This is a genomic window from Streptosporangium fragile (assembly GCF_039534445.1).
GTDB classification, from domain to species: Bacteria; Actinomycetota; Actinomycetes; order Streptosporangiales; family Streptosporangiaceae; genus Streptosporangium; species Streptosporangium fragile.
The window spans coordinates 62,169-76,975 of sequence record NZ_BAAAVI010000020.1 but is presented as its reverse complement, the minus strand read 5'-3'; the positions used below and the strand labels follow the sequence as shown (position 1 = coordinate 76,975).

Below are 14,807 nucleotides of genomic sequence, written 5' to 3'. Positions count from 1 at the left end.
GGTTTTCCCGGCTTCACCGGGGCCGCCGCGCTGCCGTTCGCCCCGTTCCCGGAGATGGTCACCCATGGTGAGACTGTCGCTGCACAGCGCCGAAGTGAGGCAGATCACCTAATTCTTGGCGGATTTCGGAACAAGGACTGAGACCTGGGCGTTACAAAGGACATAGACGGGATTCGTTCCGTGCCGGAAGGGCTGGGGGGTGCTTTCGGTGCGGAGCGGTCCCGTCTGTCATTTCCGGGCCCGGTTGTCATCCCCGGAGCCCGCCCGCCCCGCCTTCCGGGCCCGCTGTTCCCGCGCGACGCCCGCCCCGCCTTCCGGGACCGCCTCCTCCATGTGAGGGCCGGCTCGCCTTCCGGGACCGCCTCCTCCATGTGAGGGCCGGCTCGCGGCACTGATCGCGTTCCCTGTCCGTTCTCCTCGGTGAACGGCGCCGCCCGCGTGGACGGAGCGATCGGTCGGGGAGTGGAGGGATCGACGCGGACACCTCTCGTTCTCCGGCGATCCCGAGATCGGGAAAAGGCGGTCCACGCCCATGTGGCGTGGCCGCCAGGCCCGTACGACACGCCGATGGCGCAAAATGGCACGGTCCTCCGCCTGGAGGGTGTTTTGTCGTACAGTCACCCGGTGTGATCTTGATGGTGGTGTTCGAGCGATGATGGGCCACACGCACGCGCTGACCGGCGCGATCGCCTGGTTGGGGGTGGCGCCGACCCTGGCCGCGCTGCCGCTGCTCACCGAGTCGTCCCGATTCGTAGAGACCGGTGTCATGATCAACGCGCTCAGCCCCGCCGAGTTCGTCGCGGGGGCGCTCATCTGCGCCGGCGCCGCGATGCTGCCCGACCTCGACCATCCGAGCGCGACGATCGCGCAGACGTTCGGGCCGGTCACGTGGGCGTTGAGCAAGGCCGTCTCCTGGCTCAGCGGCGGCCACCGCAACGCCACCCATTCGCTGTTGTTCGCCGTGGCCGCGGGGTTCGGCGCCCACTACCTGGCCAACACCTACCCGATCGGCCGCGACATCCTGGTCGTGCTGCTGATCGGCCTGGCCCTGCGGGCGATCGGGATCGGCATCCCGGGCAAGAAGTTCGCCTCGGCGATGGTCAACATCGGGATGACGGTCGGGTTGTTCGCGGTCTTCCGCAGCGACCACGTGGGCTACGCCTGGTTGGGGCTGGCGGTCGCGATCGGCTGCCTGACCCACGTCGTCGGCGACTGCTGCACGGAGAAGGGCTGCCCGGTGCTGTGGCCGATGAAGCAGAAATGGCTGCTGCCCTGGAAGATCGGGATCAAGACGGGCCGCGCCTTCGAGCAGAAGTTCCTCGCCCCGGTGCTCTCGGTCGTCGTCATCGGCCTGCTGTACTTCCGCCTCGCTCCACTGGGGTCATACTGATGAGTAACTTGATGTCGAGATATCCGTAACGATATCTTGATGTCGAGACATCCGCTGCAACCGTGGGTGACGGGCGAGTTAGGCATACCTAACAGACATGGGCACTTCGGCGGTGCGGCAGGATTCAGTTGCGCCTTCTGTACCGGCGCGCCAGACATCAGGGTGATGAGGGAGGCGAACCGTGTCCGCGAACAGCTTCGGCAGCCGTGACACGCTCCGCGTCGGCGACGCGGCATACGAGATCTACCGGCTGGACGCCGTCGAAGGGTCGGGACGTCTCCCGTACAGCCTGAAAATCCTGCTGGAGAACCTGCTCCGCACGGAGGACGGCGCGAACATCACCGCCGACCACATCCGCGCGCTCGGTCAATGGGACCCGAGCGCCGCGCCCAGCGTGGAGATCCAGTTCACGCCGGCCCGCGTGATCATGCAGGACTTCACCGGCGTCCCCTGCGTGGTGGACCTGGCCACCATGCGCGAGGCCGTCCGCGACCTCGGCGGCGACCCGGCCAGGATCAACCCGCTGGCCCCGGCCGAGATGGTCATCGACCACTCGGTCATCGTCGACTTCTTCGGCGGTCCCGACTCCTTCCAGCGCAACGTCGACCGCGAGTACGAGCGCAACCGCGAGCGTTACCAGTTCCTGCGCTGGGGCCAGACCGCCTTCGACGAGTTCAAGGTCGTCCCGCCGGGCACCGGCATCGTGCACCAGGTCAACATCGAGCACCTGGCCCGGGTCGTGATGACGCGCGACGGGAAGGCGTACCCCGACACCTGCGTCGGCACCGACTCCCACACCACCATGGAGAACGGCATCGGCGTCCTCGGCTGGGGCGTGGGCGGCATCGAGGCCGAGGCCGCGATGCTCGGCCAGCCGATCTCCATGCTGATCCCGCGCGTGGTGGGCTTCAAGCTGACCGGCAAGCTCCCCGCGGGGGCCACCGCCACGGACCTGGTGCTCACCATCACCGAGATGCTGCGCAAGCACGGCGTCGTCGGCAAGTTCGTGGAGTTCTACGGCGAGGGCGTGTCCAGCGTGCCCCTGGCCAACCGCGCCACGATCGGCAACATGAGCCCCGAGTTCGGTTCCACCTGTGCGATCTTCCCGATCGACGGCCAGACGATCGACTACCTGAGGCTGACCGGCCGCTCCGCGGAGCAGGTGGAGCTCGTCGAGGCGTACGCCAAGGCCCAGGGCCTGTGGCTGGACCCGTCGGCGGAGGAGCCGGTCTTCTCCGAGTACATCGAGCTGGACCTCGCCACGGTCGTGCCGTCCATCGCCGGTCCCAAGCGCCCGCAGGACCGCATCGCGCTGTCCGACGCCAAGCAGGCCTGGCGCGCGGCCGTCAAGGACTACGCGCCGAGCATCCAGGGCCCGACCGACGAGGCGTCCGACGAGTCGTTCCCGGCCTCCGACTCGCCGGCGATCTCCCACGGCGGCAACGGCGACAAGCCGCACCCGGCCGGCCTCGACGGCGAGCGTCCCCGCAAGCCGGTCCAGGTGACCCTGACCGACGGGACGAGCTTCGAGATCGACCACGGCGTGGTGACCATCGCCGCGATCACCAGCTGCACCAACACCTCCAACCCGTACGTCATGCTGGGCGCGGCGCTGCTGGCCAAGAACGCGGTGGAGAAGGGCCTGACCCGCAAGCCGTGGGTCAAGACCTCCCTGGCCCCCGGCTCTCAGGTCGTCACCGGGTACTTCGAGCGCTCCGGCCTGCAGCCGTACCTCGACAAGATCGGCTTCAACCTGGTCGGCTACGGCTGCACCACCTGCATCGGCAACTCCGGCCCGCTGCCGGAGGAGATCTCCGCCGCCATCCAGGAGAACGACCTGGCCGTGACCGCGGTGCTGTCCGGCAACCGTAACTTCGAGGGCCGGATCAACCCCGACGTCAAGATGAACTACCTGGCCTCGCCGCCGCTGGTCGTCGCCTACGCCCTCGCGGGCACCATGGACATCGACCTGGGCACCGAGCCGCTGGGTACCGGCGCGGACGGCAAGCCGGTCTTCCTCGCCGACATCTGGCCCTCGCCGGAGGACGTCGCCGAGGTGGTCGCGTCCTCCATCGACCAGGAGATGTTCCTGCGCGACTACGCCGACGTCTTCAAGGGCGACGAGACCTGGCAGTCGCTGCCGATCCCGACCGGCGACACCTTCGAGTGGGACCCGGCCTCGACCTACGTGCGCAAGGCCCCCTACTTCGACGGCATGCCGCGCGACCCGCAGCCGGTCACCGACATCTCCGGAGCCCGCGTGCTCGCCAAGCTGGGCGACTCGGTCACCACCGACCACATCTCCCCGGCGGGTGCCATCAAGGTCGGCACCCCGGCCGCCGAGTACCTGCGGGAGAACGGCGTCGAGGTCAAGGACTTCAACTCCTACGGCTCGCGCCGCGGCAACCACGAGGTGATGATCCGCGGGACCTTCGCCAACATCCGGCTGAAGAACCTGCTGCTCGACGGCGTGGAGGGCGGCTACACCCGCGACTTCACCCTCGACGGCGGCCCGCAGAGCTTCATCTACGACGCCTCCATCAACTACCAGGCCGCGGGCATCCCGCTCGTCGTCCTGGCGGGCAAGGAGTACGGTTCCGGCTCCTCGCGCGACTGGGCGGCCAAGGGCACCGCGCTGCTCGGCGTCCGCGCCGTCATCGCCGAGTCGTACGAGCGCATCCACCGCTCCAACCTGATCGGCATGGGCGTGCTGCCGCTGCAGTTCCCCGAGGGGGAGACGGCCGGCTCGCTGGGCCTGACGGGTGAGGAGACCTTCGACATCGTCGGCGTCGAGGGCCTCAACGAGGGCGGCATCCCGCAGACCGTGACGGTCAGGGCGGACGACAAGGAATTCCAGGCCGTCGTGCGCATCGACACCCCCGGTGAGGCGGACTACTACCGCCACGGGGGCATCATGCAGTACGTCCTGCGCTCCCTGCTCGCCAAGAGCTGAGCAGGGGGGTGGGGCCGCACGCAAGCCCCACCCGCATCGGGGGACACACCCCAGAACGCGACCGCCCGGCGGGCCACCAGACCCGCCGGGCGGTTTCGTGTTTTCCGCGCCCGTACGGGGTATGCGAAGGCGCCGGGAGGCCCGGCGGTGCCGGTGCCGTGACCCCCGGCGCCGGCCGGGGATCGGCCGCGCGTGTGACCGCCCGGCGGACCAGGAGTTAAGGCCGCGTTTCTGGATTGTTACCGGCCACAACAAACTTTCCCTCTGTAGGGGCTGGCGCTCCTGGCCGCGGCGGAATACGTTGCCGCAAACAACATTCACCGAAGCGGTGAGCCGAGATCCGGCAGACCCGTGACGGTGAGTTCGGCATGCCGCACATCCCGACCCCCCACCTTTTCGAAGAAAGGACCCGTGCACATGCGCAAGGGGATCCTCAGCCTGACCGCCGCCGCCGCGGCGATGACCCTCGGTCTCACCGCCTGCGGGGGCGAGAGCGGCGACTCCTCCGCTCAGAGCAGCGCGGCCCCCGCCGAGAACAAGGCGGCCGGCAAGATCGGCGTCATCCTCCCCGACAGCAAGTCCTCCGCCCGCTGGGAGACCGCGGACCGCAAGTATCTGGAGGAGGCGTTCAAGGCCGCGGGCATCGCCTACGACATCCAGAACGCCCAGGGTGACAAGACCCAGTTCCAGACCATCGCCGACCAGATGATCACCAGCGGCGCCACGGTCCTGATGATCGTCAACCTCGACAGCGGCACCGGCAAGGCCGTGCTCGACAAGGCCAAGGCCCAGGGCGTGGCCACCATCGACTACGACCGCCTCACCCTCAACGGCGGCGCCTCCTACTACGTCAGCTTCGACAACACCAAGGTCGGCACCCTGCAGGGTGAGGGCCTGGTCAAGTGCCTGACCGACAAGAAGGCCGAGAAGCCCATCGTCGCCGAGCTCAACGGCTCGCCGACCGACAACAACGCCACGCTGTTCAAGAACGGCTACGACGGCGTGCTCAAGCCCAAGTACGACTCCGGCGAGTACGTCAAGGGCCCGGACCAGTCGGTGCCGGACTGGGACAACGCCCAGGCGGGCACGATCTTCGAGCAGATGCTCACCGAGCAGCCGAAGATCGCGGGTGTGCTGGCCGCCAACGACGGTCTGGGCAACGCCGCCATCACGGTGCTGAAGAAGAACAACCTCAACGGCAAGGTCCCGGTCACCGGCCAGGACGCCACCGTGCAGGGCCTGCAGAACATCCTCGCCGGCGACCAGTGCATGACGGTCTACAAGGCGATCAAGAAGGAGGCCGACGCGGCGGCCAAGCTCGCCATCGGGCTGGCCAAGGGCGAGAAGCCCGCGGCGACCGGGACGGTCAAGGACTCCGAGAGTGGCGCCGACGTGCCCGCGGTCCTGCTGGAGCCGCAGGCCATCTTCTTCGACAACGTCAAGGACGTCGTCGCCGACGGCTACGTGACCAAGGACGAGCTGTGCACCGGTGAGTTCGCCGCCAAGTGCACCGAGGCCGGCATCCAGTGACGCGCGGCGGGCACGGCCGCCCCGCCCCGGGCCGGCCGTGCCCTCCCGCCCGATCACGGCGGCGCCCCGCCCCGGCCCCCCGGAAGGGCCGGCGTAACCCCGGTGAGCGGCGCAGGACCGGCACAACCGGCCGACGTCCCCCGGCCGTCCCGGTGACGAGGCAGGGCACCGCCTGCAGGCGCCCGACCCGCGCGACCCTCACCGCGCGACACGAACACAGGGAGCACACCCCATGACCCCCGTACTGGAACTCCGCGGGATCGACAAGAGTTTCGGACCCGTACAGGTCCTGCACGACGTCGACTTCTTCGCCTACGCCGGAGAGGTGACCGCGCTGGTCGGCGACAACGGCGCGGGCAAGTCCACCCTCGTCAAGTGCGTCGGCGGCATCCACCCGATCGACTCCGGCGCCTATTTCTTCGAGGGCAGGCCCGTCCACATCGGCAGCCCCCGCCACGCGGCCGAGCTGGGCATCGAGATCGTCTACCAGGACCTCGCGCTCTGCGACAACCTCGACATCGTCCAGAACATGTTCCTCGGCCGTGAACACAGGCGCGGCATCGTCCTCGACGAGGACACCATGGAGGAGATGGCGGCCAAGACCCTGGAGAGCCTGTCGGTCAGGACCGTCAAGTCCATCCGCCAGCTCGTCGCCAGCCTCTCCGGCGGCCAGCGGCAGACCGTGGCCATCGCCAAGGCCGTGCTGTGGAACAGCAAGGTCGTCATCCTCGACGAGCCGACCGCGGCGCTCGGCGTCGCCCAGACCGCGCAGGTGCTGGAGCTCGTCCGCCGCCTCGCCGACCAGGGACTGGCGGTCGTGCTGATCTCGCACAACATGAACGACGTGTTCGCCGTGTCCGACAGCATCGCCACCCTCTACCTCGGCCGGATGGCGGCCCAGGTCAAGACCGCGGACGTCACCCACGCACAGGTCGTCGAACTGATCACCTCCGGCCGCAGCGGGGACCTCGGCCTCACCAACGGAGCCACGGCATGACCGTCACGATTTCCCCGAAGATCAAGCACGAGACACCCTCGATCAGGGGCAACGTCCGCGGCTACGCCGAGCGGGTCCGCGGCGGCGACATGGGCGCGCTGCCCGCGGTGTTCGGCCTCGTCGTGCTCTGCACGATCTTCGCCGTCCTGCGGCCCCCCTTCCTGACCGCGGGGAACTTCGCCAACCTCCTCACCCAGGGCGCCGCGGTCACCGTGATCGCCATGGGGCTCGTCTTCGTGCTCCTCCTCGGCGAGATCGACCTGTCGGCGGGCTTCGCCAGCGGCGTCTGCGCCGCGGTGCTCGCGATCCTGCTCACCGGCGAGGGCCTGCCCTGGTACGTGGCGGTGGGCGCGGCCGTCCTCACCGGCGTGGTGATCGGCACCGTGATCGGCACCATCGTCGCCAAGCTCGGCGTCCCGTCCTTCGTGGTGACGCTCGCCGCCTTCCTGGCCTTCCAGGGACTGGTCCTCCTGCTGGTCAAGGGCGGCACCATCATCGCCGTCCGCGACGAGACGATCCTCGCGATCGCCAACAAGAACCTCCCGCCGGTGCTGGGCTGGATCCTGCTGGTCGCCGGGGTCGCCGGCTACGCCGCGCTCCAGCTGCTGCGCGCCCGCAAACGCGCCGCCCGCGGCCTGAGCGCCGACCCGCTCTCGCTGATCGCGCTCCGGGTGGGCTCCCTCGCGCTGCTGAGCGGGCTCGCGGTCTACTTCCTCAACCTGGAGCGCAGCCGCAACGCGGCGGTCGTCTCGCTGGCGGGCGTTCCGATCGTGGTCCCGATCATCGTGGTGCTCCTCCTGGTCCTGACGTTCGTCCTGCGCCGCACGGCGTTCGGCCGCCACCTCTACGCCGTCGGCGGCAACGCCGAGGCCGCGCGGCGGGCGGGCATCAACGTCGACCTGATGAAGATCAGCGCTTTCGTGATCTGCTCGTCCATGGCCGCGCTCGGTGGCATCATCGCCGCATCCCGGGCCAGCTCCGTCGACCCCAACACCGGCGGCAGCAACGTGCTGCTCTACGCGGTCGGCGCGGCCGTCATCGGCGGCACGAGCCTGTTCGGCGGCAAGGGGCGGGTGCTGGACGCCATTCTGGGCGGCGCCGTGGTCGCGGTCATCGAGAACGGCATGGGCCTGATGGGATACAGCTCCGGGGTGAAGTTCATGGTCACCGGATCGGTTCTGCTGCTGGCCGCCATGGTCGACGCCCTGTCGCGCAAGCGGGCGGCCGCCACTGGTCTAAGGTGATCTGCGACTCCGATCCACCGAAGGACACTCACGCGATGCGGGCAGGCCCCTCCCAAGAGGAGATCAGGCGCCACAACCTCGGCGCCCTGCTCCGCCACGTCCATCTCGGCGGGCCCATCTCACGCGCGGAGCTCACCAGCCGGATGGGGCTCAACCGCAGCACCATCATGGCCCTCACCGCCGACCTGACCGCCGCCGGCCTGGTCAGGGAGGAACTCCCCAGGGAGACCGGCCGGGCCGGACGCCCGTCCCTCGTGGTCCGGCCCGAGTCCGCGCGGGTCTACGTGTTCGCCTTCGACGTGGGCGTCGACCGCCTGGTCGCCGCCCGGGTCGGCCTGGGCGGCACGATCCTGGACCGGCGCGAGACGGTACGGCGGCGCGACTCCTTCTCCCTGGAGGAGGTGGTCGGCCAGCTCGCCTCCTTCGCCCGGCAGATGCGCCGCAAGACCCGCTCCGACACGGTGTGCGTCGGGGTGGCGGCGGCCTTCTCCGGGGGAGTCGACCGCAGCGGCGGCGTCGTCAGGTTCGGGCCCAACATGGGCACGGCGGGGGACGTGCCGTTCGCCGAGGAGATGACCCGGCGGCTGGGGCTCGGCCTGCGGGTGGTGGTCGGCAACGACGCCAACCTCGCCGCCCTCGCCGAGCAGACCCGCGGCGTCGGCGTCGGCTGCCGTGATCTCGTCTACCTGCACGGGGACGTCGGCGTGGGCGGCGGTGTGATCGTCAACGGGCAGTTGCTCGGCGGCCACCTGGGCTTCGGCGGTGAGGTCGGGCACATGATCGTCAATCCCGACAAGGGCCGCCCCTGCGGGTGCGGCTCGTCCGGCTGCCTGGAGGCGGAGGTGGGGGAGCGGGCCCTGCTGGAGGCCGCGGGCCGCTTCGGCTCCCAGATCGGCAGGGACGCCGTGCGCGCCGTGGTCGACGCCGCCGACCGCGGCGACATCGTCGCCCAGGCCGCCCTCAACCGTGTCGGCGACTGGCTCGGCCTGGGCGTCGCCAATCTCGTCAACCTCTTCAACCCCGAGATGGTCGTCTTCGGGGGCATGCTCCGCGAGATCTACCTCGGCTCCGCGGCCCAGGTCCGCAGCCGCCTCGCCGTCGACGCCCTGCCTCCCTGCCGCGAGCACCTGCGCCTGCGCACCTCCGCCCTCGGCGACGACGCCACCCTCGTCGGCGCCGCCGAGCTGGCCTTCTCCCAGGTCCTCGCCGATCCCCTGGAGGTCCTCGCCCGCGCGGGCTCCTGACCTCTCTCGCCCGCCTGCGGCCGGACACGCGGTCCGGGACGGTGAGCGCGCGGCTCGCGCCCGGCCGCGGGGGCGCCGGGGACCGCCGGCATCGAGGGGGGAATGCCGACGGTCGTGTGGGTACTACCTGACGAGCCCGGCGACCAGGTGCCGCAGCTCGATGTGGCCGGCCTTGAGCTCGGCGACGTCGCCCTCGACGTGCTTCATGGAGCGCTCCAGGTTGCCGGTGGAGCGCTTGACCGTGGAGAGCTCCTGCCGGAGCTCGTCCTGGCCGAGTTGGAGCTTGCCGACGTCCGCCCGGAGCTCGTTCTGGCCGTTGCGGAGTTCGGTGACATCAGTCCGGAGCTCGGTGACGTCGGTGCGGAGCTCGGTGACATCAGTCCGGAGCTCGGTCATCTCCTTCCTGAGTTCGACGGTGGTCGCGCGGAGCTCCATCGTCACCGTGTGCAGATCCTGAAGGATCCCGAACATGCCCGCGGTGAGCGCCCTGTTCTCGTCGGTGTCCGCGCGGAGCACCGCGACCTGGGTCTCCAGGGCGTGTAGCCGCATGTCCTGCCTGTCCAATGTTCCTGCTCCTCGCCTTCGTGCGATGGGGGACCGGCCCGGTGTTCGCGGCGGGAGGGCGCCCCGGGCGGCAGGAGAAGATTACGCAGGGTCGCGGCGGGACCGCCACCCGCGCCGGGGAGTGGGGTGGCGATGGTTCCACCGGGTGGAAGAAAAGAACCACCCGTCGCCCGGCTGTGGGGCGGTGACGGGTGGTTCACCGGAAAAGGAATGCAGAACGACACTCGTAGGGGGCGAGAAAGTCAGGAGACCTTGGACGCGGGGGCGGAGAAGGTGTTGCAGGCGCCGGGGCTCTCCTGGTCGAAACCGCGGGTGAGCCAGTAGGCGATGTTCTTGGCCTTGCCGTGGCTGGAGGTGTCGTAGGCGGCGCGCAGGACGTAGCTGAAATCCGACTGGCGGCGGTTCAGGGATCGCCAGATGCTGCCGATGAAGGCGCCGCTCAGGCACTCTGCCTGCAGCTCGATCTTGCGGAGCTCGGTGAGGTACGCCTTGTCGGTGCGGTACTTCCGGGAGTTGAAAGCCGTCATGATCCCGGAGAGCTGCTGGACGTGGTGGCCGTACTCGTGGGCCATGACCTCCAGCAGGAACAACTCGGTCGCCTCGGAGAGGATCCCCTTGCTCAGGTGGAAGGTGATCTTCTTGTTCCGCGGGCAGTAGACGGCCTGGGCGTCCTTGGGGAAGCGGCCGCAGCCGGTCTCCACGCCGGAGCGGGTGGTGGCCTGGAACCTCGGCTTGGAGAAGGGCAGCTTGGCCTTGGCGAACTGGTATCCCCAGGCCTCGTTGAGGCAGTCGAGGAAGAAGTCCAGGTAGATCTCGGCCGTTTCCGCGTCGTCGTTGTGGACGGGCTGCTCGGGGCAGGCGTCGGGCTCCAGCTTGCCCGTCTTGTAGAGCGGATTGGCGACCAGGGCGGCCTTGCCCTTGGGAACCGGCTGCAGTTGCTCGGCGGTGGCCGGGCCCGCCGTGCCGGCGAAGACCACACCCGCCAGCATGCCGGAAAGCAGTACTAAGAGGGATTTACGCATGATCCTTAACCTTATTGAAGATTAAAGATCCGGTAAAGCCGATATGCGGTCGTGCTTGAGGACACGACCGCATATTCACGAGGCTGTGTCGGTTGTCGGTCGCGCCGGGGTCAGGCGACGCGGCCCGAGGGGGCGGTCCAGGTGTTGCAGGCGGAGGGGGAGCCCGCGTCGAAGCCGCGATCCATCCAGTACGCCTGGCTGCGGCCCTTGCCGTGGTCGTTCTTCGGCCAGTTCTTGTGGCCGTTGGCGTAGACCCAGCGGACCATCCCGTCCCAGTGCTCCTGCTCGACCGGCAGGCTGCTGGAGATCTGGCGCAGGAAGGCGGAGCCCAGGCAGTCGGCCTGCAGCTCCAGGCGGCGCGAGAAGGCGAGCTTGCCCGCCGCGCCGGCGCGCGCGGTGCTGTTGGCGTAGTACCTCATGATGCCCGCGAGGTGCTGCACGTGGTGACCGTACTCGTGCGCCATGAACTGGGCGTGGTTGGGCGCGTAGGGGTTCTTGAGCGTCTCCCGGGTCACGCCGATGTAGATGGTGCGGTTGGCGGAGCAGTACAGGCCGCCCGCGCTGCTGGGCCAGCGTCCGCAGGGCGTGTTCACCCTGGTGGTGGTGAAACGCAGCCTCGGCTGGGAGAAGGCCAGCTTGGCCTTTCTGAACTGGGTCTTCCACGAGAGGTTCAGGCAGCGGGTGACCCGGGTCATGAAGGTCCGGTAGGAGGCCGCGCTCCCCGCGCGGATCTGTCCGGCCTGGCAGTTGACGCTGGGCAGGGTGCCGGTGCGGTAGAGGGGACTGGCCGTGGCGGCGGCGCGGCCGCTGGGCGGCGCCTGGACCCGGGCCGCCTCGGAGTTCTCGAAGGATGTCGCGTTGGCAACGGGGGCGCCTGGTGCGACCGGAGCTGCGATGGCCGATGGGGCGGCGGCGTTGGCGACGTCCAGTCCCGTGACCAGGGCAAACAGCAGCGGAGCAACTACAAGTGGCGCAAGTTGCCTAAGGGGGAGAGTTTTCATGGTGCGCCAAAGATTATTGCAAGTGTGGATAAACCGTGCAGTATCGCCTCCCTTGGAGGCAGCGCCGTCCGACGGAACTAGACTCGTTGCGACGGTGACTGGACAGAGGGGATGATTCCGTGAGCGAGCTGACCGGGCAGCCTGGGAGCCTTCTGGAGTCGGTCAAGGGGCCACGGGATCTCAAGTTGCTGGGGGCGGACAAGCTGCCCCGGCTCGCCGCCGAGATCAGGGACCTGCTCATCAGCTCCACCGCCCGCACCGGCGGGCACCTCGGCCCCAACCTGGGCGTCGTCGAGCTGACGATCGCGATCCACCGGGTCTTCGACTCCCCGCACGACCGCATCCTGTGGGACACCGGCCACCAGGCCTACGTCCACAAGATGCTCACCGGCCGCGCCGGGCGCTTCGACACGCTCCGCCAGGAGGGGGGCCTGTCGGGCTACCCCAGCCAGGCCGAGTCGGAGCACGACATCATCGAGAACTCCCACGCCTCCACCGCGCTGTCGTACGCCGACGGCCTGGCCAAGGCGTACCGGCTGCGCGGCGAGACCGACCGCGCGGTCGTCGCGGTGATCGGTGACGGGGCGCTCACCGGTGGCATGGCCTGGGAGGCGCTCAACAACATCGCGGCGCGCAAGGACCTGCCGCTGATCATCGTGGTCAACGACAACGGCCGCTCCTACTCGCCGACCATCGGCGGGCTCGCCTCCCACCTCGCCTCGCTGCGCGCCACCCAGGGCTACGAGGACCTGCTCGACTTCGTCAAGGACAACCTGAACAAGGTCCCGGTCGTCGGCCCTCCCGTCTACGACGCCCTGCACGGGGTCAAGAAGGGCCTCAAGGACGTCCTGGCCCCGCAGGTGATGTTCGAGGACCTCGGCCTGAAGTACATCGGGCTGGTCGACGGGCACGACGAGCAGGCCGTGGAGGCCGCGCTGCGCAAGGCCAGGGCCTTCCGCCGCCCGGTCATCGTGCACGTGCTCACGAAGAAGGGCTTCGGCTACTCGCCCGCCGAGAACCACGACGAAGACTGCTTCCACTCGCCGGGCGTCTTCGACCCGCTGACCGGCGAGGAGAAGCCCAAGCCGCACGGCTGGACCAACGTGTTCAGCCAGGAGATCGTCAAGCTGGCCGCCGAGCGCCGGGACATCGTCGCGATCACCGCCGCGATGCTCGGCCCGACCGGCCTGATCCCGTTCGCCGAGGCCTACCCCGACCGGCTCTACGACGTCGGCATCGCCGAGCAGCACGCCCTGACCAGCGCGGCCGGCCTGGCCCTCGGCGGCCTGCACCCGGTGGTGGCGGTCTACGCCACCTTCCTCAACCGGGCCTTCGACCAGCTCCTCATGGACGTCGCCCTGCACCGGCTCCCGGTCACGGTCGTGCTCGACCGGGCCGGCGTCACCGGTGACGACGGCGCCAGCCACAACGGCATGTGGGACCTGTCGATCCTGCAGGTCGTCCCCGGCCTGTCGATCGCGGTCCCGCGCGACGAGCCGCGCCTGCGCGAGCTGCTGGCCGAGGCCGTGCGGGTCGACGACGGCCCCACCGTCGTCCGCTACCCCAAGGGGCCGGTGGGCCCGGAGATCGAGGCGGTCGGCCGCCTCGGCGAGATGGACGTGCTGCGCGCGGGCGATCCGGACGTGCTGCTCGTGGCCGTCGGGCCGATGGCCGAGATCTGCCTGGACGCCGCCGCCCTGCTCGACGCCCAGGGGATCTCGGCCACCGTGGTCGACCCGCGCTGGGTCAAGCCCCTGGACGAGGCCCTGGTGCTGGCCGCCCGCGCCCACAAGCTGGTCGTGGTGGTCGAGGACGGCGGCCGGGTGGGCGGCGTCGGCGACGCGGTCGCCCGGATGCTGCGCGACGCCGATGTCGACGTCCCGGTCCGCACCTACGGCATCCCGCAGCGCTTCCTCGACCACGCCAAGCGGGCGAAGATCCTCAGCGACATCGGCCTGACCGCCCAGGACATCGCCCGCGAGATCACCGAGGCGGTCGCGAAGCGCTCCCCGGTGCTGGAGAACCACCCGACCCGCTGAGCTCCGGCTCCGGCCTCGCCGCCGTGCCGTCGCGGCCCGGTTCCCCGTCCGGGTGGCCGGCCGCGGAGGTTCCCGCGGCGGGGCCGGCCGGCCGGGCGGCCCGCCCGGCCGCACGGGTGCGGTGGGCGATCACGGCCAGGCCCTCGGCCACGATGACGGCGCACGCGGCGACCGGCACCAGCAGGTGCCGGCTCTGCCGCAGGGCCTCGCCCACCAGGGAGCCCAGCGTCAGGTAGGTGCTCACCCAGACCGCGCTGCCGGCCAGCGCCCAGCGCATGAAGCGGGTGTACGGCATCCCGAGCGTCCCGGCGAGGACCGGGGTCAGCGCGTTGACCACGGGCAGGAAGGAGGCGGCGGCCAGGGCGAGGCCGCTGCCCGCGCCCGTGGTCAGCTGCTCGGCGCGCGACCAGCGGTGCTCGCCGATCCACCGGCCGGCCCTGCTGTGGCGTGCGCGCGAACCGTACCGGTGCCCGATGAGCCATCCGCCGGTGGCGCCCAGCGCGCACCCGGCGACCCCGGCGAGCACCGCCTGCGCGATCTCCCCGCGTCCCGTCAGCGCGGCTCCCGCCACGAGGATCGCCGCGTCCCCCGGGAGTACGGCTCCGATCAGCGGCGAGCCGTCCAGGGCCAGGACGGCGAGGAGCAGCGCGCTGACCAGGTGTGGGGACAACTGTCCCAGCATGTCCAAGAGCATGCGTCCAGGGTTCCGGCAGCGGGCGACGAGAGCATCCGGACTTTCCCGGAAAGAACCCTTATTCGCCGTTCGCCGGGTAATCCGATGGGCATGACCTGATGCATCGGCAATGGAGACATCCGATGGTCA

The 14,807-nt window shown here is 69.8% G+C and carries 11 protein-coding genes; 7 read left to right on the top strand and 4 right to left on the bottom strand.

Going from position 1 to position 14,807, the window contains the following annotated elements; translation table 11 throughout:
- The first annotated feature begins 652 nt into the window (after positions 1-652).
- The 6 genes from ABD841_RS15735 (at position 653) to ABD841_RS15710 (ending at position 9,358) form a co-directional block, all read left to right on the top strand.
- Positions 653-1,390 (top strand): metal-dependent hydrolase, encoded by a 738-nt coding sequence (locus tag ABD841_RS15735; protein ID WP_344972019.1) that lies wholly within the window; start codon positions 653-655, stop codon positions 1,388-1,390.
- Positions 1,391-1,571: 181 nt separating this feature from the next.
- Entirely contained in the window at positions 1,572-4,343 is a 2,772-nt protein-coding gene (gene acnA, locus ABD841_RS15730) for an aconitate hydratase AcnA (protein ID WP_344972017.1), read from the top strand.
- A gap of 417 nt (positions 4,344-4,760) precedes the next feature.
- A complete protein-coding gene (locus ABD841_RS15725; RefSeq protein WP_344972015.1) occupies positions 4,761-5,873 on the top strand; it encodes a sugar ABC transporter substrate-binding protein in 1,113 nt (370 codons plus the stop codon).
- Between the two features lie 232 nt (positions 5,874-6,105).
- Positions 6,106-6,870: an ATP-binding cassette domain-containing protein gene (locus ABD841_RS15720; RefSeq protein WP_344972013.1), complete on the top strand. Its 765-nt coding sequence runs from the start codon at positions 6,106-6,108 to the stop codon at positions 6,868-6,870.
- Entirely contained in the window at positions 6,867-8,114 is a 1,248-nt protein-coding gene (locus tag ABD841_RS15715; protein WP_344972011.1) for a sugar ABC transporter permease, read from the top strand. The genes ABD841_RS15720 and ABD841_RS15715 overlap by 4 nt, the downstream gene beginning before the upstream one ends.
- Positions 8,115-8,149: 35 nt before the next feature.
- On the top strand, positions 8,150-9,358 hold the full coding sequence (locus tag ABD841_RS15710) for an ROK family transcriptional regulator (protein WP_344972009.1): 1,209 nt from the start codon (positions 8,150-8,152) through the stop codon (positions 9,356-9,358).
- Positions 9,359-9,481: 123 nt separating this feature from the next.
- On the opposite strand, the gene ABD841_RS15705 is transcribed toward ABD841_RS15710, so the two are convergent.
- From ABD841_RS15705 to ABD841_RS15695, 3 genes are all read right to left on the bottom strand, one after another.
- Complete coding sequence (locus ABD841_RS15705; protein WP_344972007.1) at positions 9,482-9,922, bottom strand: hypothetical protein; 441 nt, start codon at positions 9,920-9,922, stop codon at positions 9,482-9,484.
- 242 nt (positions 9,923-10,164) lie between these two features.
- Entirely contained in the window at positions 10,165-10,944 is a 780-nt protein-coding gene (locus tag ABD841_RS15700; RefSeq protein ID WP_344972005.1) for a neutral zinc metallopeptidase, read from the bottom strand.
- A 110-nt stretch (positions 10,945-11,054) separates the two neighbouring features.
- Positions 11,055-11,945, bottom strand: coding sequence for a neutral zinc metallopeptidase (locus ABD841_RS15695; protein ID WP_344972003.1), 891 nt, complete (start codon positions 11,943-11,945; stop codon positions 11,055-11,057).
- Between the two features lie 119 nt (positions 11,946-12,064).
- On the opposite strand from ABD841_RS15695, the gene dxs reads away from it, so the two are divergent.
- Positions 12,065-13,984 carry a 1-deoxy-D-xylulose-5-phosphate synthase gene (gene dxs / locus ABD841_RS15690; RefSeq protein ID WP_344972001.1) on the top strand — a complete coding sequence of 640 codons (1,920 nt, stop codon included), beginning with the start codon at positions 12,065-12,067 and terminating at the stop codon, positions 13,982-13,984.
- On the opposite strand, the gene ABD841_RS15685 is transcribed toward dxs, so the two are convergent.
- The gene (locus tag ABD841_RS15685; RefSeq protein WP_344971999.1) at positions 13,929-14,666 is read right to left on the bottom strand and encodes a DedA family protein; all 738 of its coding nucleotides are present in this window, start codon (positions 14,664-14,666) and stop codon (positions 13,929-13,931) included. The two genes, dxs and ABD841_RS15685, sit on opposite strands and share 56 nt — an antisense overlap.
- Positions 14,667-14,807 lie beyond the last annotated feature (141 nt).